The organism is Verrucomicrobiia bacterium (genome assembly GCA_035629175.1).
Taxonomy (GTDB): domain Bacteria; phylum Verrucomicrobiota; class Verrucomicrobiia; order Limisphaerales; family DASXHY01; genus DASXHY01.
The window spans coordinates 111,166-137,295 of record DASPIL010000058.1; the positions used below are offsets into that span (position 1 = coordinate 111,166).

Annotated in this window: 17 protein-coding genes and 1 tRNA gene; 11 read left to right on the forward strand and 7 right to left on the reverse strand. The window is 58.1% G+C overall.

Translation table 11 applies throughout. The features are described 5' to 3' along the window. Positions 1-134: 134 nt before the first annotated feature. The gene (locus tag VEH04_09620) at positions 135-1,352 is read left to right on the forward strand and encodes a DUF1015 family protein (protein HYG23029.1); all 1,218 of its coding nucleotides are present in this window, start codon (positions 135-137) and stop codon (positions 1,350-1,352) included. A 209-nt stretch (positions 1,353-1,561) separates the two neighbouring features. Here the strand turns inward: VEH04_09620 and VEH04_09625 are convergent, their stop codons facing one another. Beyond that, on the reverse strand, positions 1,562-1,999 hold the full coding sequence (locus VEH04_09625; GenBank protein HYG23030.1) for a DUF488 domain-containing protein: 438 nt from the start codon (positions 1,997-1,999) through the stop codon (positions 1,562-1,564). A 147-nt stretch (positions 2,000-2,146) separates the two neighbouring features. Between VEH04_09625 and VEH04_09630 the strand changes: the two genes are divergently transcribed. The 4 genes from VEH04_09630 to VEH04_09645 all read left to right on the forward strand — a co-directional run bounded on the left by VEH04_09630 (position 2,147) and on the right by VEH04_09645 (position 5,399). Then, positions 2,147-3,046, forward strand: a complete 900-nt coding sequence (locus VEH04_09630) for a cation diffusion facilitator family transporter (protein HYG23031.1) — start codon at positions 2,147-2,149, stop codon at positions 3,044-3,046. Next, entirely contained in the window at positions 3,043-3,885 is an 843-nt protein-coding gene (locus VEH04_09635; protein ID HYG23032.1) for a methyltransferase, read from the forward strand. The genes VEH04_09630 and VEH04_09635 overlap by 4 nt, the downstream gene beginning before the upstream one ends. Before the next feature lie 7 nt (positions 3,886-3,892). After that, positions 3,893-4,765: a histone deacetylase gene (locus VEH04_09640; GenBank protein HYG23033.1), complete on the forward strand. Its 873-nt coding sequence runs from the start codon at positions 3,893-3,895 to the stop codon at positions 4,763-4,765. Positions 4,766-4,874: 109 nt separating this feature from the next. Continuing rightward, the gene (locus VEH04_09645) at positions 4,875-5,399 is read left to right on the forward strand and encodes a hypothetical protein (protein ID HYG23034.1); all 525 of its coding nucleotides are present in this window, start codon (positions 4,875-4,877) and stop codon (positions 5,397-5,399) included. A 40-nt stretch (positions 5,400-5,439) separates the two neighbouring features. Here VEH04_09645 and VEH04_09650 read toward each other — a convergent pair. Together VEH04_09650 and VEH04_09655 are read right to left on the reverse strand one after the other, a co-directional pair. Further along, a tRNA-Leu gene (locus VEH04_09650) sits at positions 5,440-5,526 on the reverse strand. A gap of 171 nt (positions 5,527-5,697) precedes the next feature. Then, positions 5,698-5,943 (reverse strand): hypothetical protein, encoded by a 246-nt coding sequence (locus tag VEH04_09655; protein ID HYG23035.1) that lies wholly within the window; start codon positions 5,941-5,943, stop codon positions 5,698-5,700. 462 nt (positions 5,944-6,405) lie between these two features. On the opposite strand from VEH04_09655, the gene zwf reads away from it, so the two are divergent. From zwf to VEH04_09680, 5 genes are all read left to right on the forward strand, one after another. Next, positions 6,406-7,962 (forward strand): glucose-6-phosphate dehydrogenase, encoded by a 1,557-nt coding sequence (zwf, locus tag VEH04_09660; protein ID HYG23036.1) that lies wholly within the window; start codon positions 6,406-6,408, stop codon positions 7,960-7,962. Between the two features lie 2 nt (positions 7,963-7,964). Further along, positions 7,965-8,702, forward strand: a complete 738-nt coding sequence (pgl, locus tag VEH04_09665) for a 6-phosphogluconolactonase (protein HYG23037.1) — start codon at positions 7,965-7,967, stop codon at positions 8,700-8,702. Between the two features lie 404 nt (positions 8,703-9,106). After that, entirely contained in the window at positions 9,107-10,132 is a 1,026-nt protein-coding gene (locus tag VEH04_09670) for an acetyl-CoA carboxylase carboxyltransferase subunit alpha (protein ID HYG23038.1), read from the forward strand. A gap of 6 nt (positions 10,133-10,138) precedes the next feature. Further along, the gene (locus VEH04_09675; protein HYG23039.1) at positions 10,139-11,137 is read left to right on the forward strand and encodes a type I phosphomannose isomerase catalytic subunit; all 999 of its coding nucleotides are present in this window, start codon (positions 10,139-10,141) and stop codon (positions 11,135-11,137) included. A 53-nt stretch (positions 11,138-11,190) separates the two neighbouring features. Continuing rightward, the gene (locus VEH04_09680) at positions 11,191-11,625 is read left to right on the forward strand and encodes a phage holin family protein (GenBank protein HYG23040.1); all 435 of its coding nucleotides are present in this window, start codon (positions 11,191-11,193) and stop codon (positions 11,623-11,625) included. A 7-nt stretch (positions 11,626-11,632) separates the two neighbouring features. On the opposite strand, the gene trmB is transcribed toward VEH04_09680, so the two are convergent. After that, entirely contained in the window at positions 11,633-12,241 is a 609-nt protein-coding gene (trmB, locus tag VEH04_09685) for a tRNA (guanosine(46)-N7)-methyltransferase TrmB (protein HYG23041.1), read from the reverse strand. A 135-nt stretch (positions 12,242-12,376) separates the two neighbouring features. Between trmB and VEH04_09690 the strand changes: the two genes are divergently transcribed. After that, positions 12,377-15,145 (forward strand): FG-GAP-like repeat-containing protein, encoded by a 2,769-nt coding sequence (locus VEH04_09690; protein ID HYG23042.1) that lies wholly within the window; start codon positions 12,377-12,379, stop codon positions 15,143-15,145. Between the two features lie 529 nt (positions 15,146-15,674). Here the strand turns inward: VEH04_09690 and VEH04_09695 are convergent. The 3 genes from VEH04_09695 to VEH04_09705 all read right to left on the reverse strand — a co-directional run bounded on the left by VEH04_09695 (position 15,675) and on the right by VEH04_09705 (position 25,999). Continuing rightward, positions 15,675-19,349: a two-component regulator propeller domain-containing protein gene (locus tag VEH04_09695; protein ID HYG23043.1), complete on the reverse strand. Its 3,675-nt coding sequence runs from the start codon at positions 19,347-19,349 to the stop codon at positions 15,675-15,677. Between the two features lie 329 nt (positions 19,350-19,678). Then, complete coding sequence (locus VEH04_09700; GenBank protein HYG23044.1) at positions 19,679-22,456, reverse strand: hypothetical protein; 2,778 nt, start codon at positions 22,454-22,456, stop codon at positions 19,679-19,681. An 81-nt stretch (positions 22,457-22,537) separates the two neighbouring features. Then, positions 22,538-25,999 (reverse strand): autotransporter-associated beta strand repeat-containing protein, encoded by a 3,462-nt coding sequence (locus VEH04_09705; GenBank protein HYG23045.1) that lies wholly within the window; start codon positions 25,997-25,999, stop codon positions 22,538-22,540. Positions 26,000-26,130 lie beyond the last annotated feature (131 nt).

Below are 26,130 nucleotides of genomic sequence, written 5' to 3' on the forward strand. Positions count from 1 at the left end.
AACGCAGCGATGCTGAAATCTTCGCGCGGTTATGTCAAGAAACCCTTTGTTGAAGCAATCTATCGCATCCCGCTTTCAAGGAGCCGATTTCTTGCGTGCGTTGCTGAACCCGTAAACGTATCTTCCGCTCCCTCATGGCCATTGTTAAACCATTTGCGGCACTGCGTCCCAAGCCGGAACTTGCGGCTCAAATTTGCGAGTTGCCTTACGACGTGATGTCTTCTGAGGAAGCGCGCCAGCTCGCGGCGGGAAACCCATTGAGCTTCCTGCATGTCAGCAAACCGGAAATCGATCTGCCGCCCGGCACGGATCTGTACTCGAATGCCGTGTATGCGAAAGGAAAGGAAAATTTCTCGCGGCTCATTTCGGAAGGCGCTTTGCGCCAGGATCCAAAGCCCTGCTTCTATATTTACCGGCAGATCATGGGCAGGCACGCGCAACTCGGGATCGTCGCTGCTGCGAGTTGCGAAGAATACCTCAAGGGCGTGATCAAGAAACATGAGTTCACCCGTCCGGACAAAGAAGACGATCGGGTGCGCCACATCGAAACTTTGGAATCACAAACGGGCCCTGTATTCCTCACGTACAGGGCCGTGCCCTCGCTCGATGCTCTCATTTCCAGAATCGTCGCCACGGCCCCGGCAATCGATTTCACCGCGGCAGACGGGGTTCGACACACGTCCTGGACGATCGACGGCAGCGAGGATGTGAAGGTGATTGAATCGGAGTTTGCCAAACTTCCCGCGCTGTACATCGCGGACGGACATCATCGCAGCGCTGCCGCAGCGCGCGTTTATCAGAGTCGAAAGGGAGCTGGTCACAGCGGATCCTTCCTCGCCGTCATTTTCCCGCACAACCAGATGCAGATCCTGCCGTACAACCGCGTGCTCAAGGATTTGAACGGCCTTTCAGCGGAAGGATTGCTGGCGAAGCTCGATTCCATTTTCACCATCCATCCCAGCGCATCCCCTGCCCCGACCCATAAACATGAGGTCGCATTGTTTCTCACCGGCAAGTGGCACACGCTGCATTTCCGCCCGCATTTTGCTTCGGCATCGGATCCCATCGAAAAACTCGACGTGACCCTGCTTCAGAGATTCGTGCTGGATCCAATCTTCGGCATCAACGATCCAAGGACGAGCACGCGGATTAATTTTGTTGGCGGAATTCGTGGCACAGGCGAGTTGGAAAAACTCGTGAACAGCGGCGAGTACGCCTGCGCGTTCTCGATGTTTCCCACGAGCATTGAAGATCTTATGACCATCGCCGACGCAGGCGGCATCATGCCGCCGAAGAGCACATGGTTTGAACCGAAGCTCCGCGACGCCATGTTTTGTCACATGATTGCCTGACGCCGCGAATCCTCCACGAGTGGTGCAACTCACGCCACACGTCTTCAAGTCGGCGCTCGGAAGCGCGGCGTTCACACCGCTTAACGTCGGGAATGGGATGCGGGTATGCTATTGTAGTTCGACCAGTCCGCGAAGGTTTGCCGCGGAAATAGGCTGAAGCCCGCGGTCCAGAAAGCAGTCTTTCGTAGCATGAAGCGCTCGGGCTGGTTTCAGCCGAGGTGAGAAACATGCACCCCGCCCCAATGCTCGCTCAGATACTCTGCAACGAGCCGTCTGTGGCAGTGATGCGGTTTGTCTTCACTGCACAGAAGGCATCCCTCTGAAATAATCTCTTTCGGGATCGAGTGTTCGACGCGGCGTTGTTTAATCAGGCGAAGGAATTGAACCTCATAGGCTTCCCAGCCCCCTTTGCGCTTTCGGTAATCGTCGAGCATCTCCTGCGTGGGCGCCAATTCAGGCAGGTGGACGTAATCCATTCCACAGATTTCTTTGACGAAGAACTTCAAGTCGTCACGCTTCGCAAATCCGGCCAGTTGGGAACTGTTGTTCAGTCGAACATCCACAATCCGCTTCGCGCCGGAACGCCGCAGCGTGTCGAAAAACTCCTGAGCGGATTTCCTTGTGAACCCTATCGTGTAAAGCTTCATGGCAAGTTCACCCGAAACATGGCGCATGCATCGTCAACCAAACAAGCAGCAATGCCTTTCAATGGGAACCTCAAAAGGAAGCCATGGACGTAGGCGAAAAGGAGAGTTGCCTGCTGACACAGTGGCCGCAACGTTCTACCGTTTGTCATGCCGGCCGAACGGCTGAAAAGAAGTCTGCGGGCAACCTTCACCGGTCTGGCCGCCAACACAGCACTCGCAGTGTCGAAGCTGCTTGCAGGAATTTTTGGCCATTCGCACGCGCTGATTGCCGACGCCGTGGAATCGTTTGCGGATATTTTCAGCTCGCTGGTGGTCTGGCGCGGCCTTGTCATCGCAGCGGAACCCGCCGACGAAGATCATCCCTACGGCCACGGCAAAGCAGAACCGATTGCGACCGCCGTTGTTTCCGCCATGCTGCTCGTCGCAGCACTTTGGATTGTTGTTCAATCCATTCGCGAAATCGCCACCCCGCATTCCACACCCGCACCCTTCACCCTCGTGGTTCTGTTTGCGGTCATGCTGATCAAAGAAGGACTGTTCCGCTACGCACTTCGTGAATCTGCTTTCACGGAAAGCCAGGCTGTTGCCAGTGACGCCTGGCATCATCGCAGCGATGCGATTACATCCCTGGCAGCGGCCATCGGAATCGGAATCGCACTGGCGGGCGGGCAAGGTTACGAGGCCGCCGATGACTGGGCGGCGCTGGTGGCGGCGGGAGTCATTGCCGTGAATGGCGTCAGGCTGTTGCGCCCGGCGCTGAACGAATTGATGGACCGCACACCCGACCGCGACATGGTTCAGCGCATCCGGCACATTGCGAAATGTTGCACGGATGTCGTGGACGTGGAGAAATGTTTTGTCCGCAAAATGGGTTACCATTATTTCGTGGATATGCACGTCGAAGTCGACCCGCAGATGACAGTGATCCGCTCGCACGAAATTGCGCATCAGGTGAAGGATCTCGTGCGCAGGGAAATCCCTGCAGTTTCAGACGTGCTTGTTCACATTGAACCCGCGCATGCACCCCGAACCCCGGCCGATTCGTGATCGACGTGCCTGAATTCAAAGGCTGGGCGAAGCCGGGTCCCGCTGCCCCGGGTCGCGCCGCGGCTATGGCGCCTGAACCGCATGAAACCCTCGACGCCATCAGCGGCCACTTCCGCTTGTTTCAACTTCGCGAAGGCCACCGTTTCTCCACCGACGACATCCTGGTGGCGTGGTACGGCACGAGTTGGTGTCCCACCGCGCGCACCGCGCTTGACCTCGGCAGCGGCATTGGAACTGTGGGGATGATTTCGGCCTGGCGCCTCCCGGGAGCACGCTTCGTCAGTGTCGAAGCCCAGTCCGACAGCGTGGCACTCGCGCGCAAGTCCGCGCGTTATAACGGGCTGGAAAGCCGTTACGAAATTCGAGAAGGGGATTTCCGCGATCCCGGAGTAATTCGCGCCGACGAAAAATTCGATCTCATCACGGGCAGCCCGCCCTATTTTCCGCAAGAAGCCGGTGTCAAGAGCGAGCATTCGCAACGGCTCGCGTGCCGCTTCGAATTGCGTGGGACGATTGCAGACTATTGTGCGGCGGCATCGCGGCACCTTGCGCGCGGCGGCTGGTTCGCCTGTGTATTTCCGTTTGAACCTTCGCAAAGAGCGCGCGTCGCCGCAGGGGCGAAAGATGCGGGCCTTGCGATCGTCCGCCAGCGCCCGATCGTGTTCCGGGAAGGCGAACCGCCGCTGGTGGGTTTGTTTGGCATGATGCTCGCCAGCGACCTGCCGGACTGGTTTCGTGAACAAACCTGGACCGAACCGCCGTTGATCATCCGCACGGACAAAGGCGCGATACACCCTGAATATTCTGCGATGAAACTCGCGATCGGCTTTCCACCCTGACCTCCACATGAGCGACCTGAAGATCATCACTGACGAACAGTGCACGAGTTACACATCACCTGGACACCCCGAGAAACCTGTTCGCATCAGCCGCACGCAGGCGAAGTTGCGGGAGCAGACCGAACTGAACCTGGCGTGGGGGACGCCCGGTGTGGCTAGCGACGAATCCATCCTGCGCGCGCACGCCCCGGAGCTGTTAAAGCGCCTGGAGGAGCCTGTGGCATTTGATGAGGACACGCCGTTTCACCCCGGGATTTCAGGCCTGGCTCGCGCGTCCGTGGGTGCCGCACTGGAGGGTCTGCGTTGCGCGCGCAATGGCGAGATCGTTTTCAGCCTCATGCGTCCTCCCGGCCACCATGCCACACGCCGCAAAGCGATGGGCTTTTGTTATCTCAACAACGTCGCCATTGCGGCCCTGGAAGCGCTCGCCACGGGAACCCGCCGCGTTGCGGTCTTTGATTTCGACGTGCATCACGGAAACGGCACGGAGGATATCCTCGTCAACGAGGCGGGGGCTGCATTCTATTCCATTCATCAGCACCCAGCCTACCCTGGAACAGGCGCGATGAACGTTGGCAACAACTGTTTCAACTATCCTTTGCCTGAACAAACCCCGCGCGCGCATTACCGGGAAGTCCTGGCTTCGGCACTCGAGGAACTCGGCCGCTTCCAGCCGGAGCTCGTGGCGGTATCCGCTGGATTCGATGCGTATGCGCGTGATCCGCTGGCGCAGGAAACTTTGGAAGCCGAAGATTTCCACTGGCTCGGCGGTCAGCTGCGCGGGCTTGGCAAGCCGTTGCTCTGCCTGCTTGAAGGCGGCTACAGCCGTGATCTTCCCGGCCTCGTCTTCGCATTTCTCAAGGGGCTCGCGGGCAAATGACGGCAGGTCGGGGATAACACCCTATTCTTCAGCGAGGGAGCACCGCCAACATGGGACGCCAATGGCGTCAGGAGCGCGTGCGCGTTCGGCCGCCAGCAAATTAACGCCTATGAAAATCAACAGCATCAGCCTCGCGATTCTTGCCGCCAGCTGCATCAGCAGCGTCGCCCAGCCGAACTGGGTTTCCCGGTTTGAATATCAGGCTTCATCCGACGCCTTTCGCGCGGGGGAAACCCAGCTCGACATGTTTGGGCTGTACGCAACCAGCGACCGCGACAACTTCAGCGAAGACACGTGGGGGCTCGGAATTGGCGGAAATTACTTCGTCACGGACCAATTGGGCTTCGGCCTGGATACTTACGTGGCCGATGTCGACTGGCCAAAACACATCGAGGCGTCCGTCATCGGCCGGTATCCGCTTTACGAACGCTACCATCTTTCCATGGCGCCGTATGGTTTCGTCGGCATTGGAAGGCAATTCTTCGACAAGGGACAATGGACGGGCCACATCGGGGGTGGCGTTGAATACCGGTTGAATCATTCGACGGGAGTTTTCCTCGACCTGCGCGGCGTATTCGCCGACCAAAGCAAAGACTTCATGGTCTGGCGCTTCGGGGTTCGTTTGGTGTTCTGAGAGGAGAAGAAAGGCTGCGACCCTGCGTTCGGATGATCGATGGTGCCGACGGAGGGGGTCGAACCCACACACTCGTAAGAGTACCAGATTTTGAGTCTAGCGCGTCTGCCAATTCCGCCACATCGGCTACCGTCATCGATCCGCGTCCCTCACCGAATCCGCTTTTGAATCCGTCGGATTGGCGAAAAGACTGCACTACTATCGTCAAAACTTTTTTGGTCGCAATAAGAATCTGGCGCACGGTGGGCACGCCAAGGACGCGAGGAAGAGACGTGGAACCGATTTTACCTTTTAGCTTTTAGGGTTTCAGCATTTTTCTCCAGATCCGGTGTTCATCCGCGATCGAAAAAAGACGTTTAACAAGAGCACGCAGGGGTAGCAGAGTAGCAGAGATGGCGGAAGGCAGCTTGTTCGCTTCCGATCCGTGTTCATCCGTGGTTAAGTTCCCCTCTTCAATTCGCGAAAATTTGCGTAAGCCCGTTTCACCTTTCCGGATCGGTGTGCCATCCGCGGTAAAAGCATCTTCTTCGAGCTTCGTGTTCATTGGCGTTCATTCGTGGTGCAAGCCGAAGTACCTCACGCGAAGGACTCGAAGACCGCGAAGGAAAGAAAGGTTGAACAGGAGGAAGCAGAGATAACGGACAGGGGCGTGGGCGGTTGAACGTTAACCCGTGTTTCGTTGCTTGTGTCCCCTGGTCCCTTGGTTCCGTCCACCGTTCACCGCCTCAGTCCTCAGTCCTCAGTCCTCATCTGCATCCGTGTTCATCCGTGTCCATCCGTGGTTAGGTTCCTCTCTTCAATTCGCGAAAATTTGCGTAATTCGCGTGAATCCGTTTTCCCCCTTCGGATTTCGCGCGTTGCCGCGCCCCAGACCGGCAAACGCGTCTAATTGGTCGCAATCGACGGCAGGACATGTGCGCCAGTTCAGGTTTGAATGAGTTTGCCGCATGCCGCTTTGATACAAGAAGCATTGAAATCCGGGCGCCTCTAGCCCATTTTCGGCCGCATGTCTCAACCGGAAATCCTCGCCGAGGACTGCGTCCCGCGTCTGGCGGATTCGCGCAAGCCAGCTGAACCGTGCTCGATCGTGATCTTCGGCGCCAGCGGCGACCTCACCGCCCGAAAGCTGATTCCTGCGCTCTATCACTTGTTCAAGGAACGGCAGATGCCTTCCTCGTTTCGCGTGGTGGGCGTTGCGCGGCGAGAAAAAACCGATGATTCATTCCGCGAGGAACTCCATGCCGCATTGGAGAAATTCTCCCGAACCCAACCCCTCGATGACAAGGCCTGGCGCGAATTCGCGAAAAATATTTTTTATTGCCAGGGCGATATGACCGACCCGGCGGTCTACACGAAGCTGGAGCAATTGCTAACCTCGTTCGGCCGCGCACCCCTCCGTGAAAATCTGCTGTTTTATCTCGCGACCTCGCCCAGCCAGTTCGGCATGGTCGTCGAACACCTGCACCACGCTGACCTGCTCCAAAAGAACGGAGCGGGCTGGCAGCGGATCGTCGTGGAAAAGCCGTTTGGCCATGATCTGGAGTCCGCCCACGCGCTCAACAATGAACTGACGCGGTTCGCCCACGAGCAACAGGTTTTCCGCATCGATCACTATTTGGGGAAGGAAACGGTGCAGAACATTTTGATGTTCCGCTTTTCAAACTCGATTTTCGAACGCCTCTGGAACCGCGATTCGATCGATCACGTGCAGATCACGGTAAGCGAACAACTCGGCGTGGGCGGCCGCGGCGGATATTACGAAGAGGCCGGCGCATTGCGCGACATGGTCCAAAACCACCTGCTCCAGGTGCTCGCGCTCGTCACCATGGAACCGCCCGTCTCCCTCGAGGCGGAAGCGGTTAGGGACGAAAAAGTGAAACTGCTGAAGTCCATCCGCCCCGTCCAGGCCGAGGACATTTCCAGGCAGGTCGTCCGCGGCCAATACTTTGCGGGTGTTGTGGAGGGCGAAGCCCGGCCGGGATATCGGCAGGAACCCAAGGTAAAGTCAGATTCAAATGTCGAAACGTATGTCGCGCTGAAATTGTTCATCGACAACTGGCGCTGGTCCGGCGTGCCGTTTTATTTGCGCACAGGCAAGAACCTGCCCACCAGCGCGAGCGAGGTGCGAATCCAGTTTCGCCCGACTCCGAATGTTCTGTTCGCTGCCCAGTGCGGTGAAAGGCTGGATGAAAATGCGATCGCCCTGCGCCTCCAGCCGGATGAAGGCATTTACCTGCGCTTCAACGGAAAAGTCCCAGGCACATCGATGGGAGTCCGCCCCGTGCGCATGCATTTCAGCTACGACTCTGAATTCGGCGCCTACACGCCCGAAGCTTATGAGCGCCTATTGCTCGAAGCGATGGTAGGCGACGCCACGCTGTTCATCCGCCGCGACGAGGTCGAAACCGCATGGCACATCGTGGATTCAATCCGCGCTGGTTGGGAGAACAAGGCGTTAACCAACCGTGAATTCTATGCCGCAGGAACGTGGGGGCCGGTTGCCGCGGACGATCTTCTCGCCCAAAGCGGGCACGCATGGCACGAGCCGCAGGTTTTGAAATAACCATGAATAGCGGGCCTAAACCACGTTACGACCTCAAGCAGTATGCCAGCGCGGATGCGCTGGCCCACTCGGTGGCATCGGGTCTCATTGAGAAATTCGAAGCAGCGGAACGGGATCGGCAGCCCATGCATATCGCGCTTTCCGGCGGGCGAATTTCCAGGAACCTGTTTCAGGCGCTGACGCAACTGGCCGCAGCACGCGGGTTGTCCCTGAACACGATTCATTTCTTCTGGGCAGACGAACGCTGTTTGCCGCCCACTGATCCCGAAAGCAACTTCTACACAGCCAACGAATTGCTGTTTCAGCCGCTGAACATCGCCACAGCGCAGATCCACCGGATCCGCGGAGAAGCCGCGCCCGCAGCCGCAGCCGAACAGGCGGAACAGGAGATCAGGCGCGTGGTGGCCGCGGATCCCAACGGCCAGCCTGGCCTCGACCTGATCCTGCTGGGCCTCGGCGAGGACGGCCATGTTGCGTCATTATTTCCGGGGGAAAGCGAAGCTGCAGTGGCATCGCCCGCAGTTTACCGCGCGGTTCTCAATTCGCCGAAGCCTCCGCCGGCGCGCGTCACCTTGGGTTTTTGCGCAATCGCTGCCGCGAAAGAGGTTTGGATGCTCGCCTCCGGATCCGGCAAGGAACGCGCGCTCAGCGCAGCGCTGGCGGGGGAAGACAATCCGTTCGGGCGGGTGCTGCGTGAGCGTCCATGTACGCAGATCTTCAGTGACATCCACGGTGGCTAGTTCCAGGAGCGATCGGGGATTTGCCTCTTGACGGGTTTTCAGATTGGTGCGACGGGTTTTCAGGCGCAAAGATCGCCACTGTTCTCTGAAAACCGGCATTGAATCAGATGAAAATAAATTTTGAACAAACTCGGGGTTGAGATGATCTATTATACTGTTGGGTGAGTTTGGTTAAGGTTTCGCTGTTCGTTTAGGGTTAGTATAGAGGTTTTGCTTGTAATGCGGTTCGAGCAGCGAGCAATAGTTGGCCGCATTACCCTTCTGAGCGCCTTGGTGAAGGCGTATAAACCTCATCACCGTTTAGGGCCGGACCTTGTGTCCGGCCCTTTCATTTACCACCGCAAAATCCGCATGGGAATTCACATTGCTTGAACCAGAGTGAGAGCCTAATCTTCGCCCCCGAAATGAAACATCAACTCGACTTCGAAAAGCCGATTGTCGAACTGCAGAACAAGCTGGCTGAGTTGAAGAAGCATCCGGAAACTCATTCGCTGGGAATCAGCTTTGAGGACGAAATCCGGATGATCGAAAAGAAGATCGAAGACACACGGCGGCAGATCTTCACCAACCTTTCCGCCTGGCAGCGCGTCCAGCTCGCGCGGCATCCCAAGCGTCCCTTTACCCTCGATTATTTCAACACCACATTCACGGATTTTTCAGAATTGCATGGCGACCGCCTGTACGCTGAAGATCGCGCGATCGTCGGGGGCTTTGCCCGCCTCGGGGATCACCGCCTGATGGTCATTGGCACCCAAAAAGGCCGGGACACGAAGGAAAACATCAAACGGAACTTCGGATCAGCGCACCCGGAAGGCTACCGAAAGGCGCTGCGTCTCGTGAAAATGGCCAATAAGTTTGGCCTGCCCATCGTCGCATTAATCGATACCGCGGGCGCTTACCCCGGCATCGGGGCGGAGGAACGCCACATCGCCGAAGCCATCGCCGTCAACCTGCGCGAAATGATGCTCCTGGAAGTCCCCATCATTGCAGTCGTTATTGGCGAAGGCGGTTCGGGGGGAGCGCTTGGAATCGGCGTGGCCGATCGCGTCCTGATTCTCGAAAACGCCTATTACTCGGTGATCAGTCCCGAAGGATGCGCCGCAATTCTTTGGAAGGATCGATCCGCTTCCGCCAAGGCCGCCCAGGCCTTGCGGATCACAGCCAAAGACCTGCACGAACTGAAACTCGTCGATGCCGTTGTGCCCGAGCCGCTGGGCGGTGCGCATACCGACCCCGCGCAAACCGGCGAGAACCTGAAAGCGAACCTGCTTCAACACCTCGAAGAACTGCTGGCGTTGTCCTCATCGGAACGCCTGCGATTGCGATACGAGAAGTACCGCGCGTTCGGCCACTTTCAGGAAAAGGTCGCAACCCCGGCCGAACCGGTTCCTCCAGCAAAGGCGTCCTCGCGATCCGTCAAAGCCGCCTAAAATTTCATGCCGACTGATTCCCTGCTGTATCCATTCAAGTTCAATCCGATTTTCAAGGAACGCGTCTGGGGCGGGCGCAATCTCGCGACGTTGTATCGCAAGTCCCTCCCGTCTTCAGGCCCCATCGGTGAATCGTGGGAACTGAGTGATCGGCCAGGCGATGCCAGTGTTATTGCCAACGGCCCCCTCGCCGGAAAAAATCTCCGATGGCTGATGGAAAACTGCCAGAAGGAGCTGCTAGGCGATGTGCCGGCACAGAATGGGCTCTTCCCATTGCTGATCAAAATTCTCGATGCTGAGGAGAAATTGTCCCTGCAGGTGCATCCCCCTGCGAACAAGGCCGCGGAGCTCGGCGGCGATCCCAAAACGGAGATGTGGCACATCACGCATGCGGCGCCGGGTGCGGAATTGTACGTCGGCCTCAAACGCGGCGTCACACGGAAGGAATTCGAGCAGCGCATTCTCGATGGGACGGTCGCGGAGTGTTTTCATCGCGTCCCCGTCAAAGCAGGCGACACGATGTTTCTTCCCAGTGGCCGGGTTCATGCCATCGGGGCGGGCTTGGTGATCTTCGAAATTCAGCAGAACTCCGACACCACATATCGGGTCTTTGACTGGAACCGCGTTGGCACTGACGGCAAGCCGCGCGAACTTCACGTGCCCCAGTCGCTCGCCAGCATTGATTTCACCGACTTCGAACCAGCCCTCGTTTCGAGTGACTTCGCATCCGCGGGACGATTCAAAATCCGGCCTCTGGCAAAACACCCGTTGTTCAGTGTCGATGCTTTTCGTGCCTTGTCGAAGGAGACAATCACGTTCAAACAGCCGCGCATGAAGATTCTGGCCGCGCTCGAAAATCGAGTTGTCGTCAGCGGAAGCAACGTCGACGTCCAACTTCAACCTGGCGAATTCTGCCTCGTTCCGGCCAGTGTGCCCGATGCGCAGGTGCATGCGGAAATCAACGCCAGCTTCCTCCTGATTGGGGCTGGGGAAACAACGCACTAGAGCTCTCGCTTGTAACCTTGCGGGAGCTGTTTCATCTTGGGTGAGGCGTTCGCATGTCACCAAACATTAAACGTTTTCTGCAGACCTGGGCCATCAACACACTGGCTGTGTTGGTCGCCGTGTCCATCCTCCCTGGAATTCGCTACGAGCGCATCGTTGATCTATTTGTAGCATCGCTGCTGCTCGGCGTTCTGAACGCGTTTGTCCGGCCGATCCTCCTCCTGATGGCGTTGCCTCTCCTGATCTTTTCACTCGGCTTGTTCATCTTCGTGATTAATGCGCTGCTCCTGTATTTCATCGGCTCCATCCTCACGGGATTCCATGTGGACAGCTTCTGGTGGGCGTTTGGCGGCGCACTCGTCATCTCCACGGTCTCATTTTTCCTGAATCTCCTGACAGGCAATAAGCGGGGAAGAATCGAAACACAACGTCCGCCCAACCCACCCGATCCCGGACCACCGGGCAAGGGTCCAATCATTGACGTGTAATGGCTTTTTACTGCACGCGCTGATACGCGGCATGGCGGGTGGGAATGCCCTGCGCATTGAAGTGTTTCTCAAAATCGGTGACGATCGCTTTCAGCTCTTCGGAGATGTCACTGGCCTCAAAACGGGTGTCCGCCGCAAACACCCGCAACATCTGCTCGTGATAATCGGCGTCGTCGGTGCGCAGGTAAACCACCCCGCCGGTTTTCAAAGCGGCACGGGCAAGCGATGGAAAACGTTCGTTGATGAGCCGATGACGCCGGTGCTTCAACTTCGGCCAGGGATCAGGGAAATAGACGTGAATGGCGGCCGCAGCTTCCGGCGGCAGGAGGAACTCGAGGAAGTAGCTCGATTCAATTCGCACTCCGCGAAGATTCAGCAAACCCATCCGCGTTCCCTTGCGATGCAATTTTGTGATGCGGCCCAACAAGCGTTCGACCCCAACAAAATTGCGGTCGGGATGCTGTTTTGCGTAATTCAGCAGGAACGACCCGTCACCTGATCCGAGCTCGACTTCGAGCGGCTGTGCCACGGGAAAGAGTTCGCCGAGGTCCAGCCGCCTGACAATGGACGGCAGGTCGTAAACGAGATTGGGCGTTTCAGGCGCGGTCGGACGCATGGCGACATACAAACGAAGCGCCTCCTCGAAACAAAGCGAATTTTGCGCTTGAGAAGGCGTGCCCGCCCAAAGTTCTTGAACGCCACCCGTTCATCTCTGTATCAATATCGCGTTCTCCAATCCAACTCGACTCGCATGAAGACGAAACCTTTTGCAACGCCCTATTGTCCCGGCTTTGGATCCCATAATCGGAAATTCGCAGCATCCATTGTCATTCATGTGATGCGATGCTTTCTCGCACTGGCATTGTTTTCAACGCATGGACTCGCTGCCACTCCCGGGCCGGGAAGCGCCTTGCAGTTCGACGGAACCAATGGCGTGGTTTTGCTGCAAAATCCTGCGGCGCCTTTCCCCAACCCAGCCGGCGAATTCACCATCGAATTTTGGGCCAAACCAACCGCACTGCGCGATGCAAGCGCAGCCGAGGGAAATTCCGGAACGGCCGGAACTTCGGGCCAGCGCTATGCCATCTTTCCAGATGACGGCGGCAACGCTTACGGCGCATCGCATGCCAGCGTCGGCGTGTCGGTGGGCATCAACGGTGTTGCTGTGTTCGCGCGCGGCACTGCCTACTTCCCGCCAATCCTTGCGCATAATGTGTCCATCACGAACTGGACGCATATTGCAGTCGTCGTGCAAACGAATCGCCCTCGGCTTTACCTGAATGGCACCCTCGTGCGAACCGGGGTGACATCCACAAAAGCGTTGCATCCCAGCGCAGGCCTGGGAGATCCGGGTTTCCATTACGGGCACTACCAGGGACAAGTCGACGAAATTCGAATCTGGAAGCTCGCCCGCACGGCATCCGAAATTCAAGCAGCGATGAACCTCCCGCTGCCCGAGAACCCGAATCTTGTGGTGCTCTATTACCGCCTGGATGAAGGCTCTGGCGATGTGATTACAAACGCGACGCTGGAATCTTTCGACGGCCAGCGTTTTCCCTCCCCCGCTGGCTTTCCGGCGTGGGTGCCGTCGACCGCTCCTGTGGGAGTGCCGCTGCTGGCGACGATCCCTGCGACGCAGCTTCAGCCGGATCGCGCGCAGTTGAACGCTGTGGTTCAGCCGCATGGCCTTGCGACAACAGCATGGTTCGAATGGGGCGGAACCACGAACTACGGCAACACCACGCCGCCTGCGGCCCTGGGCAGCAACTTCGTCAGCAGCTCGCTTGGCGTAACGATCTCCAACCTCGCCGTCGGCGCCACCTATCATTTCCGTGCGGTTGCGAGTAACAGCGTCGGAGTTGTCCGCGGAACCAATGCAACTTTCCAGACGCCCTTCTTTGGGCCCATTCACTCTGGCCTGCCCCTCGTCGCCTTCGGATCGGGGATCTTTGCCGACATGGACACCAACGGCACCCTGGATGTCACCCTCGTCGGAGTAGGGAATACAGGCTTTTTCTCGGACGTCTGGTTGAACTCGGGCGGGACGTTGAACCGCCAGTTCCACGCGTTGGGCCAGGTGCAGAACGCGTTCGCGACTGTCGCTGACATCGACAACGACGGTCGCATGGATCTTTCCATCATGGGCTCTCCCATTTCTGGCGAACTTGCACGCCTCTATCGCAACACAGAAGGGGGAATGGTCGAAGTTGCTGCGGCCATTACCCAGGTGCGAAACGGCGGGATGGATTGGGGCGATTACGACAACGACGGTTTGAAGGACCTCGCGCTTTCAGGCTTCAGCAGCACTCCACCCGGAGGATCGTTTCACACGACCATCTGGCGAAACACAGGTTCCACCGTCACCAACATCAATGCAGGCCTTCCAGGGTTAACCGTGAGCGCAGTGGCGTGGGGCGACTATGACAACGATGGGTTGCTGGATCTCGCAATCCAGGGCGGCACAGGCGGAGCTTCGATCGTTCAGATCTGGCGTAATAACGGCACGGGCTTCACCAACATCAACGCAGGCCTGACCGGAATGAACAGCGGGGATCTCTCGTGGGGCGATTATGACAACGACGGCCGGCTGGACTTGCTTGTTTCTGGATTCATCGCGTTAACATCGACAACCGAAGTCTGGCGCAACACGGGTGCAGGCTTCACCAACATCCAGGCGGCAATTACCGGCGCGGATAGCGGATCATTCTGGGGCGACTATAACAACGACGGGCGGCTCGATGTCGTTACGATGGGCACGAGTGGCGGCGGTGTGCGGAGCACACGCGTATGGCAGAACAACCCGGACGGGTTTGTCCAGGTTCCTGCGAATCTGCCGGCCGCAAACCAGGGAACGGTCGCGTGGGGCGACTATGATCGGGATGGGCGGCTGGACATCCTGCAAATTGGCTATGACGGCTTTGCGATCTTCACGGACATTTGGCGGAACGGTTCGCCAGCAACCAACACCGCGCCGTCCGCGCCCGCTCATCTGACCGCGCAACCCACTTCAACCGGCATTCAACTCGCGTGGTACCGGGCGTCTGACGCGCAAACGCCGTCGATCGGCCTCACACATAACATCCGCGTGGGCACAACTCCGGGCTCTGCCAATGTGGTGGGACCCGAAGCGAACCTTTCAACGGGCCAGCGCTTTGTTGCACGCATGGGCAACGCGCAAATGCGAACCAATGCCTTCCTGAACCTGCCGCCAGGCCGCTATTACTGGAGTGTGCAAGGAGTTGATACTGCATTTGAAGGCGGCCCATGGGCACCCGAACAAAGCTTTGACGTCGGAGGGAGCCGGTTCACGAAACTCGCATTGCATGAACCGGGCACCATTCAATTAACACTCGCGGGTTACGTTGGCCGCACATACGCGATCAAGGCGTCGGCCGACATTTCCGCGCCGCCCGCACAGTGGCAAACCGTCACCAACGTGCTGATTGGATCACCAGGCGTTTATGAATTCACGGTCCCGAACCTTGGCGAAGCGCGTTACTTTCGGGCGGAAGGCCTTTGAGATTGTGTGGCTGATGATTCGCGTAAACCCGTTTCCCCCTTCCCTTTTGGTTGCGAGGCTCTGCCGCGCTGTGTCGATCCGTGGTTGAAAAGTTCCAGCCGCCCATCGCCTCGCTGTCATCCGCGGTTCAATCCCAACTGCCTCACGCGGCGGCCGCGAAGGGCGCGAAGGAAAGGCTTGAACAGGCGAATGGAGAGGCGCGGTTGTCCGTAGTCGGTTGAAGGTCTCTAGTCGAGAGATAAGATCATCCGCGGGCCGCTGCTTTTTGTTCCTTCGTCTCTTGGTCCCTTCGTCTCTTAGTCCCTTCGTCTCTTAGTCCCTTCGTCTTTTAGTCCGTTGGTCTTTTAGTCCCTTGGTCCCGTCCTCGGTCTGCATCCGCGGCCATCCGTGGTTAACAAATCCGCCCTTCAATTCGTGAAAATTCGCGTAATTCGCGTCAACCCGTTTTTCCCCCTTCCCGTCATTTTGATTGCGGCTCTGCGCGCCGTATCCATCCGTGTTAAACAGCTCGCAAATCTGGCCGACCCGTTCACACGGCCACAAGCGTTTGGCTTCGATGCTCGCTGTCCACAGCGCGATGCTGCGGTGTCGCTAACGGCGGCGTTAGCGGAAGCTCGAGCACAAACGCGGCTCCTTCACCCAGCCCATCGCTTGAGACCCGCAACTCGCCGCCCATCTCCCTGGCAGCCAATGCGCCGCTGTGCAGGCCAAATCCGTGACCCTCCTTCCGGGTCGTGAATCCCTGCGAGAAAATCCGCGTCAGGTTTTCCGCCGGAATGCCCACACCATTATCGATTACCTCAAATCGAACGCGCCCTGCAGGACCCGCGGACACTCGCGCGGTGACGCTCCGATCCGTGGATTGATTTGCGTCGCACGCGTGTTTCGCATTCTCCAGGAGATTGACGAGAACCTGAATCGCCTTGTGCCGGTCTACCGTCACTTTCGGGGTTGAACCAAATTCGCGGCTGACCTTGACCCCGTGGGACTCATAGCCCGCCTGCTGCATGCGCAACGCGTCTTCCATCAACTCGACCGGATTCACGACTTCCGTGATCCCGGCGACGCGCGCGTAGGATTGCTGCATCGTCACGATGTCCTTGATGTGGTCAATATTGCTGACGAGCGAGTCGAGTTCCTGCAACGAACGCAATTTCTCCGTCTCCGCGTGTTTGGCCAATGCGTCAAGATACTGGATCAGCTTGCCGCCGCGCTCCCCCTGGGTGAAGAAGCCGGCCAGGTCATCCTTGTTCGCGCGGAGGAGCTCAACCACCTTGCTGACACTCGCGGTATTCGATCCGCGGATTTTGTCTTTGAGGATGCCCGCGGACACATTGACGCTGTTCAGCACGTTGCCGACATTGTGCAGAACGCTGGTGGCGACTTCCGCCATGCCCGCCCTTCGCGACACTTCGAGCAATTGATTGTGCATGGACGCCATCCTCGCCTCCCATTCCTTGCGCTCGGTGATATCGCGATTAATGCCTGCGATTCCGACAATCTTGCCACGTGCGTCGCGCAGCGGGACCTTGGTCGTCCGCAACCAGCACGTCAGCCCTGTTCCACGGTCGACCCCCGTCTCCTCACCGTCAAAGCTTTCGCCAGTGCGGATAACGTGTTGTTCATCCGCAAAAAACTTCTGCGCCATCTCACGCGAGAAGAAATCAAAATCACTTTTCCCGACGACTTCTTCCGGTGTTGATACTCCGAGCCGTCGTGCGTGCGAGACATTGTCAATGATCACGCGGCTCTCGGTATCCTTGACGAAAACATTGTCGGGCAGGTGGTCGATGAGCGTGCGCAGGAGATTTCGTTGCTCTGCCAGCTCGTGGGTCCGTTCGTTGATCCGCGCTTCCAATCGCTCATTGGCCTCTTGCAGCTTTTGCTGGCGCTTCGCGTAGCGCCATGCGTTCCACCTGTAGAGTGCGATCAACAGGACTAGGCCGGAGGCGACCGCCAGAAACTGGAAAGCATCCGTCTGGTAAAAACTCGGCGGCAGTTCCACGTCAACAGCATCGCCCGCCGTGTTCCATACACCGTCTGCGTTGCACGCCTGGACAACAAACCGATACTGCTTCGGTTTGAGATTGGCGTAGAACGCGGAACGCCGATTTCCAGCTTCCTGCCACTCGGATTCGTATCCTTCAAGCCGGTAGCGGTATTGCACTTTTTGCGGGGAAATAAAAGTAATGGCGGAGTACTCGACGAGAAGTTCTCCCTTCCCGGGACGGGGCGGAACCGAGTCCTCGCGCTGGGTAAAGTCTGTTCCGTTGATACGGACGCGCTGAATGTGAACGGGCGGAGGAAGAGGGTTCGCAGGTACATTTCGCGGGTTGATCATCACCACCCCTTGCGGGTTCGGGAACCACACCCGCCCGTCCGTTGTCCTGCACCCCGAATACTCGACTTCGGTCGTATCAACGGTCTTCACCGATTCCAGCCCGTCATACGACACGCACGCGATCTGATTTATCCCGCCGTTGAGAAAGGCATTCACGCTTTCCTTGGTTGTGTGCAGGATCCCGCGCATGGAATGCAGCCACAATCCGCCGAGATCGTCTGGAACAATTGCCAGGATGTGGTTCTCCAAAAGGCCGTGCTCCCGGGTGATCGCGGCAGCGTTCCCGTTTCGAATCCGCGCCATGCCCGTGCGAAGTCCGGCCCAGACATCCCCTTCCTGGTCTTCAGAAACCCACAGGACATCGTAACCAGGAAGGCCATGCTCCACCTTCCAATGCTTGACGCGACCGTCGGTGATTCGAAAAAGTCCGTTCACGGTCGCAACAAGAAGCGATCCGTCCCTGCAACCGTGAAGATGGCGGATCCAATCGAACGGAGGCTTTTCGCCGTCGTCGAACGTATAAGGCTCGTATGCCGACGCACTCGCCCGAAAAAGTTTCCCCCCCACCGATACCACAACGCCTTTGGCGTCCTCGGCCAGCCCTGTCGGCCAATCATCGTTTCTGTGTCGGGCGATGACTTTACCCTGCGACACCACCTCGATCTCGCGAAGGGCATTGATCAGGTAAACATCGCCGTTTGAGGCTTCCAGCACCCCTTTGATGTAAGGCGTTGAAAGGCCGGCCTCGCGCCCGTAGTTGGAGATCGCATGCTCCTTCCAAAAGGAGAGACCACCACTGCCGGCGATCCAGAGCCCGCCGTTTCGCGCTGCGGCGACGCCGTGTGCCGCGCCTGCCGCGAGCCCTTCGTTTACCGAAACTATGGGAAACTTTACGTCGCTCAATTGCGTTAATCCGTCACGAGTTCCCACCCAAATGCTGCCTTCCCGATCCTCACAGAGGGACAGGACAAAATCATCCGAGAGTCCCTTGCTCTTGTTCAGGAAGTCCAGTTGCTCCCCCCGATAACGTGCCAATCCCAAATCCCGCGTGCCGATCCATAAAACTCCATGACGATCCACGAGCAAGGCGCGGGTCTCCTGAATTTGCGGGAGGATGCCAAGCGGTTTGAATTCGGAATCGTAACAGTGCAAACCCAGCTGTGTGCCCACCCAAATCCGATCCTTCTGATCCACTGCAATCGCAAAAACCATTTCACCCTTCTCCTGCAACACAGGATCCGGCAGCTCCCGCATTCGTCCATCCTGCCAGCAAAACACGCCCCGGCCGACCGTGCCGATCCAAACCCGGCCCTTCGAATCCTCATGAATTTCAAGCACCGCTCCCATCCCGTTTGTCATGATCTGGTCTTCGCCGTTTGGACGATGACGTGCCACGCCATCCAGGTATCCGATCCAAACCGACCCGTCCCTGGCTTCCAGCACAGCGCGGGCGTCCATCTCGGGCTTCACCCACCCCACCGATTCCATGGTGTCGAAGCGCGCTACTCCATCGAAAAATCCGCACGCTCCGGGTTCCGTCCCGAACCACATTCCGCCTTTTTTCGATGGCGAGAGCGCGCCGACATTTTGATGCCAGTAATGCGCCGGGAGACTCACCATCGTAAACGCCGCACCATCGAATCGTACGAGGCCTTTTTGTGTGCCCAGCCAGAGACAGCCATCGCGCGTCTGGATGACATCGCGAATGCCGTTTATGGCCAGCCCCCCGCCCTGCCGGGTCCACGTCTGAATGTTGTATTGGAAGACGCTTTTGTCTGGATCCAGGGCACGAGCGAGCCATGGGCACAGGAGAATTCCCATGCCGAGGACAATCATCATCCAGGCAGATGGAAGTGGCTTCACGAATATATCTGTTCGATCAGAAGCCTATCGGTGAGCCAGGACCCTAAATTGAGCAATCCTTTGCACCTCCTTCTCGCGCATCGCCCGGCAACTCGTTGCCAACGGGACCTTTACAACCACTGGAGGTGACGATCAGTTGTTCGTTATTCGCTGGAAATGCGATGCAGGTGAGGTGTTTTGTGCGCCATTTCCGGAGCGCTGACTTGCAGTTGGCTTACGAAGATCGAAGAACCGATCGTCCCCAAAAAAAAGCCGGCGATGCACGAAGTTGTCCACATGTGCAAAATTGAGCGTTGGGCCGGCTGCAACGTCGCTTCGGTGTCACCCGATTAAGGCGCGAGGTTTCCGTCAAGCCATTCAGCGATTCGATACGTGCGCTCATTCAAAGCCCGCATTGCATTGAGCAACACCTCGTACGACGCATAGCGGTTGCTTACGACACCTTTGTTGGAATCAATATTGGATGGATCGGCATCCGCGTCAGGGTCATTGTCAGCATACTTGAACCAATGCCAGCCAACGCACACTTTGGATTCGATCAGCGCGAGGGTGAAATTCTGATAGAAGCTGCCGCGGTCCGCCTGAGTGCGCACCACCCAGCCGGCCCCCGTGTTATTCGGCATGCCGCTGTCCTCGCCTTTGACGTAGTATTCGGTGATGATCACCGGCCTGCCTGATTCCTGCTCCCACATTTGAATGCGTGAAATGTCGGGTGTCCATTGATTGTAGTGGTTGACGGAAATCACATCGACATGCGGTCCAATGGCTCGAAATATTTCGGGCCGGTCCTTGTCCGACGAGAAGAATCGGGATCCGAGATACAGATGATTGGGATCGTGTTGCTTGATGGCTTGATTCACCACTTGGTAATAGCGTCCCCAAACGTGGCCAAGAAAATCCAGGCGATCCTGATTGCTCACTTGTCCCGCAGTCGCGGCAGGACCATAACGTTCCCGAAGCCAGCGCCAGGCTTCGGCATGACTGGAATTGCCGGCAGGCAGCGCGAGCCACGTCGAAAGCATGGATGACGGAAACGCGAGCTCGTTGTCCGAAAAATATCCGAGAAGCCACCGGTCCGTTTTCGTATTCGCAAAAGACTGCGCATAGGACTCGCAGAAGGTGACGAATTCTGGATCGAACACCTGCGGATAACCGGGGTTGGAACTCGAGTCGCTGTACGTGCCGAGGAAATTCTTGATGATCGTGTAAACCAATGGACCAGGTGACCGCCGGAGGCGCGCGGCATCGGACCAGGCGCCCGCGCCGTTGAAGCCGTGCCGGCGCAGCTGCGTGGTCGTCGACACCGCCCAGTTGTTTGCGTTGGTGAACCGGTCAGCCAAGGCCGCCGCAGCACCCGGAGAGTTGATCGTGGAAATCACGGCGATGCCTTTGTGCAGGAAGAAATATCCCTGCGGATCCACGAGCCACCAGCGGTTATCCACCTTCAACGGATAGAAATAACCTGTCGCGTTCGTTTGGCGGGAAAGCAAGCCGCCGTAAATGCTGGCCGGGCCATCCTTCGAGCTGGAGATAAAACTCGGCAACTGCTCGAGAGTGCGAGTGGAGAATGGGTTCCACGCAGCGCCTGTCGGTTTCGTCGCGGCTTCCACGACCAGCGGCGGCGTGGGCAGCTCGCGCACTTTCACGAAAAGCGAATTGGCTCCGACGTAACCAGGCATGGGTTGAGGCGAAACGCGCCCGCGCAACGTAATGTCGTCGAATTCCAAACTGCTGCCGGCCGCAGGCGAATACAAAACAATCTTGAACACGACCGTGTCTCCCGCAGAGAGATTCTGCAGGCTGCTGAACCCGGTGAGGTTGATATAGTGCGGCGTCCAGTCCGGACGGACGGAATTCACAGCTGTCGCCAGCTGGACAAGTTCATTGCTCGTGGACGGCGTCGTCAGATACACCGCGTAACCACGCGGAGTCGAACTGCCGCCCCGGGCGATATTGAAACTGAGGCTCGTCAGGTCTGCATCCGTGACGTTCGATCCTGTTTGGAACGAAAAGGTGAAGCAGCTTTCGTTCGAAAGCGCAGTTGGAATGTCTGGCGTGGTGTTCTTGAAGTTCAATTGCAACGAAGGCGCGGACGCGTACGCACTGAAGTTCACATCAAACAAGGCGAGCCCGGCGCCAGGGGTCAGGTCGCTGCCGGGGCCGTCCTGATAAACAGCTGTGTGCGGGTGGCGTTGCCCAAGTTCATAACGCAGCAGGACGAGCTCCCCTTCGTTCGTGAAGGCAGTATTAAACGCAAACCAGGTTTCACTACTGTCGGGATCCGCGGGGACGTTGGTCGGAAAGGAACTCCACTCGGCGAGGTTCGAAGAATACTCAACCGCATAACTGCGTCCGCGGATGGAATTCCATTTCGCGCTGATCGTATCGGCCGCGGCCTGTAATTCCGTGATCCGCAAGGGCGAAGTCGCAGCAGGATTCGTCGCCGTTGTGGTCTCACCCCAAACGGCGATCGAATCCAGTTCAACACTTTGCGCTGCTTCTGCCGTCCAGAAGGGAACACGCACGCGGACGGCGTCCCCCGGCCGCAGATTCTGCAACTCAGGTACGTTGAGCAAGTTCACATCAACGAGCTGCCATGCAAACCGTTGCGCATCGATCAACGTGGAAGGTTGCACCTGCAAATCTGCGGTGAATGGAGTGGTAACATAAACGCCAAAACCGCGGTTGCTGTTGGCTCCGCCGCGCGCGATTTGAAACGTCAGGCCCGTCACCGAAAGGCTCCCGACCATTGGCCCCACGATGAAGTCGAACGAAACACAGCAATCCTTCGTCAGCGCCGTGCCGGCATTATTGAGGGGCAGTGCGCCCGCCGATGGACTCATTGAAAGAACGGGCGCACCTGGATAAGCGAGTTGCGATGGAAGACTGACCGTCCCAACGCCGCTGCCGGGTTCAAGGCTTTGCCCCTGGATGATTCCACCGGGAGCCGTGAAGGTGGGACCCGCACCGCTCATGTCGTATCGCAGGAGCAAGCCCGCATGCACGGCCGGAAAAGTGCATGCCAGCATGGCAATCAGTGTCACCGCCAGGCAAACCGTTGGCCGCACACTGCCGCCAGCCAACATCACGCGTTCATCACGGTTCATGTCAGCGCAGTTTATCACCTTGGGAAAAACACCCCGCCAACCCATCGGGTGGGGGTTGTGAAACCATCGGGATCGTGAAACTTATTGTTGCTTGATGCGAAGAAACAATTGCGTTGCACCAGCATACGGGGGCAGAGGTCCGGGGCTGACATTCCCAAGAACCGTGATGTCATCAAACTCCGCGCTTTGCCCGGGGTTTGGCGCATAAAATGGAATCTTGAATGTGATGGTCTGGCCGGCGGTGAGATTTTGCAGGCTCGCAATCCCCGCAAGACTGATGTTCTGCGCACTCCACGCCGGACGTTGTGTCGGAAAATCCGTGGCGCCTTGGACTTGTTCATCTGTCGTGCTGGGCGTCGTAACGTAAACCCCGTAACCCCGTGGAGAAGCGCCGCCCCCGCGCGCACCGTTGAACGTCAAACCGGTCAGGTCCAGATCAGTCACGTTGGACCCGACCGTCAGTTCGAACGTGAACCACGCCTGGTTGGCAACGGCCGAGGCGAGATCTGCGCCAGCCGTGGGGAACCCAATCTGCAGAACGGGCGCGCTCGCGTAATTGGGTGTGACGGTGGCGTTGAAATTGAACAGGTTCAATCCGCTTCCTTGCGTCAGTGGTCCGGCCGCGACCAGGTCCGCCGCGTTCTGAACCTGGGCCCCCGCGGTGCCCATTGAATACTGCGCCAGGACCAGACTGGCGCCGCTTCCAGCGCCGCTAAGGTCAAGGACCGCCGTGGTGGAATTGGTCGCGGCGTCCGCAGCGATGTCTTGTTGCAACCCAGACCAGTCATGCAAATTCGTGGAATATTCGACCGCATAGCTGACGCCCGGATAGGAATTCCATGTCAGCTTCACGCCGCTGGCCTGGCGCTCAATGGCGGTGATCTCAAGCGGCAACAACTGCAAAGGATTCGCCGCTACTTTGATGATGCCCTGGCTCATGAGCAGCGATGTGTCCCATGTTTGATTGGGCTGCCCAAGTGGAGGCAGCTGGATCGTGTCGAAAGACCCGCTCACAACGGCATCGATCAGTTTGAAACTGTCGCCGACTTCCAGCGCAGGTCCAATGTTCACGACCGACAGCGTCCCTGCAGCCGGGAACTGCGCGACCAGCACCTTGTCCGCATTCTGCCCGTTGGTGCGATTGATCTCCATAACTGTAGACGCCGTGGCGGCGAGCGTGACAGAGCTGGCGAGGGTCAGGGTTCCAATCCCTCCACTGCCCGGCGCCAGCCGGCCGCCGTCGAGCACCGCCACGGGACCGAGCACGTTGCCGCTGCCTCCGAGCGCGCCACCGCTGTTGATGGTGACGGAGCCGCCGTTCCACGTCCCGTTCACGCGAAGTGTCCCATCGTTCACTGTCGTACTGCCCGCTTCATTCGATCCGCTCAGGAACTCGACAGTGCCCTGGCCGTCCTTCGTAAATGCTCCGGTGCCGATGGAAAATGTATTCTGGAAGGACATCACTGATGTCGCATCAGCAGCTCCGTTTCCCACCGTGCTTTGCAGCGCCACGTTGTCTCCGAGAACCGTGTTGGCAAAATTCATGCGCACGCCGGCGTTCACGACGCGAAACCGTGCGTCGCTCGTGATGGTGACCGGCCCAGCCCAGGTGACGCTGTTGCCCGTTGTGTTCACATACAACGCGCCGGGCGCCGCACTGATGCCTGTGCCGCCCACTTGAATCGGCTCCGCAACCGTCATTTCGCCCACGAACGTATTCACGCCCAGCCGGCCGTTTGGCAACACAATGGTCCCCCCCAACGGGCTGCCCAATGCGGCGCTGGTGGTGATGTTCAACTGGCTCTCGTTGTTGATCGTCGTCACTCCAGTGTAGGAGTTTGTCCCGCGCAGAATCAGGGTCGAACCACCGCCTGCAAGTTCGACGGCGCCACTGCCGGTGATTTCCGCATCGACGGTGATGCCGCCGCTCGCCAGATCGACCTTGAAGATGCCGTTGTTGGTGATGATGGCCGGGGATCCGAGGGAACCGAAGCTCCCGCCCACGCCGATCGACAGCGTTCCCGCTCGAATGTCCACAGGACCGTTAAACTGGTTTGCGGGGCTCGTGAAGGACAGCGTGCCCGGCCCGGACTTGGTCAGAGTTCCCAGTGTTGAAATGCCCTCGCCGTAGAAAACATAAGGTTGCGCGCTGTTGTTGACCGTCATGTTTTGTGGCTGCACTGTCGCCGCAACGAAGATATCAGGCACTGCTGAACCGGAATCGGTGAACGTCACATTATCCCCGGTGCTGAATGTTGTCGCGGTGCCGGTCCAGTTCGGTGAAACGGTGTCCCACGAATTGCCCGCCCCATCCCCGACCCATGTCAGATTTTGCGACGCTGAGGTGATGATGAGATTTACCTGGCCCGGCGTGCTTGTATCCAGCTGGAATGTCGCAGTGCTCTCGGGTGGCGGCACCAGGTTGAACGATCCACCGCCTTGTATCGTGCCGTTGTAATTGATCAGCCGGTATGTGCCGCCCGGCTTGAAACCGGCCAGCGCCAAATTCAAGGCTGGCGTTCCGTTCAGCGTCAGCGCGCCTGTAATGTTCAAAACGTCATTTGTCAGGGCGCTGAGGTTGAAATTCAGCGTGTTGGCTGAACCCGCCGTCAACGATCCCATCACAGTGCCGCGGGAATTCAGAACCTGCCCGAAGCCTTCGTTCAAGGCCAGCCCGCCGATGGGCGTGGCGTCGATGGTGCCGCCCGCAAGGGTGATAACGGACACGCTGCCGATCGCGCCCGCGTGATTCAGCCTCAGCACGCCATTGCTGATCACCGCGGTTCCTGCCAGCGGATTGATCCCGCCGAGGGTCACCGTGTTGGTATTCAGCTTCACGATCGCGCCGAAACCATCGATGACATTGTCGATCGTGAAGTCGTTGGTTGCATTGAACGTCACGGCATTCGCAAGGCCGCTTAACAATACTGTCCCCGAACCAAGCGGAGACTGTGCGTTGCTCCCGATTTCAATCCGCCCGGAATTCACCGTCCAATTGCCGCTGTAGGCAGAGTTGGTTCCAAAGAGCACGAGCGCGTTGTTGACCATTCCCACGGTAAGATTGCCGCTGCCGCTCAACGACGAACGCAACCAGACATCGCGCGTGCTTCCTCCCGCGACGGAATTGATGGTGGAGCTGTCCTGAACCAGAACCGTGCCGGCAATGGCGGAAATCGTTGTGCCATTGGCGGTGTTGTAGGTGATGGATCCGCCGTTAAGGATGAGGTTGACGGTCGCCACGCCATTGCCCGCGCCGCCGTTCTTCAATACGAGCCGCCCGCCCGCATCGATTTGCAAGGTGTCCCCGAGAAACAGAGACGGACTTTGAACATCCGGCGTCCGCACATCAAAACCGCTGGGTGTGACGTAAGCGTTCCCCCCGGCGGGAACCGCGGCGGGCGATCCCCACGCGGCTTGATTCCAATGCGCGCCAAGACCTTGCGTGACGGTTTGATTGATTACCGCGCCGTTGGCAGGCGCGGCCACCAGCACGGTGCCAAGCACTGAGGCGCTCCAGAACAGGGATCGTTGGATTGAATTCATTAGCATGGTGGATCAATGATGGGTTTAAGGGTCAAAGTTCTGCGTCAACCTGCCGGGACTGAATTGTCGTGCTGACATCCACGCGCCTTGGGATTTCGAAAATCCCTGACGGCTCCCGTTCCGAGGCGGCG